This is a genomic window from Mesorhizobium sp. P5_C1 (assembly GCF_054049815.1).
Map to the genome: position 1 here is coordinate 1 of NZ_JBFULQ010001120.1, position 973 is coordinate 973.

The following is a 973-nucleotide window of genomic DNA, read 5'->3' on the forward strand; positions in this document are numbered from 1 at the left end:
CCCAGAACCCTACAGTCTGGAGAGGCGAGCGCGCGACAATATGCTAGCTGGTGTTTTTGCGGGCAAAGCGGGACAGGTGACAACCACCACAACCAACAGACTCTTAGAATCAGAAGAATCTTAGATATAAGAATCTTTGATTATAGAGAGGCTTGGAGAAGCGAGCGCTCGATGCCCCAGAACCGGATCATGCTGGACGTCCTGAAGGGCAAGACGGTGTTTCCGCCTCCCCTCTGGATGATGCGTCAGGCCGGGCGTTATCTGCCGGAATATCGCGAGACACGCCGGCGGGCCGGTTCGTTCCTCGACCTTTGCTACGATCCCGACCTTGCCGTCGAAGTGACCTTGCAGCCGATCGAGCGCTTCGGCTTCGATGCCTCGATCCTGTTCTCGGATATCCTCGTCGTTCCGCACGCGCTTGGCCGGGACGTACGCTTCGAAGAGGGGCGCGGCCCGCTGCTGACGCCGATCACGGCGCCAGAGATTGCGGCTCTGGAAAGCAAAACGTTTCACGTGAATCTCGAACCGGTCTACGAGACGGTCCGCCGGCTGCGGGCAAAACTGCCCGATGAGACAACGCTGATCGGCTTCTGCGGCGCGCCTTGGACGGTGGCAACCTATATGATTGCCGGCCATGGCACGCCCGACCAGGGGCCGGCGCGGCTGTTTGCCTATCGCGAGCCGGAAGCCTTTCAACATTTGCTGAAAGTGCTTGCCGATCATTCGGCCGCCTATCTTATCCGCCAGATCGAGGCCGGTGCGGATGTGGTGCAGATCTTCGATTCCTGGTCGGGCGTTCTCGATGATGCATCGTTCGACCTGTTCTGCGTTCAGCCGGTGACCGAGATCGTTGGCCGGGTCCGGGCGGTTCATCCCGATGTTCCAATCATTGGTTTTCCCAAGGGGGCTGGTGCGCGGTACCGGACCTATCGTCAGAAGACCGGAGTAACGGCCCTGGGGATCGATTGGACGG

At 59.8% G+C, this 973-nt stretch carries 1 protein-coding gene; it reads left to right on the forward strand.

From position 1 onward, the window contains the following. Nucleotides 1-171: 171 nt before the first annotated feature. Nucleotides 172-973 (forward strand): uroporphyrinogen decarboxylase (gene hemE / locus ACXJ7R_RS34310; protein ID WP_457155667.1); only part of this gene is annotated, 802 nt, incomplete at its 3' end.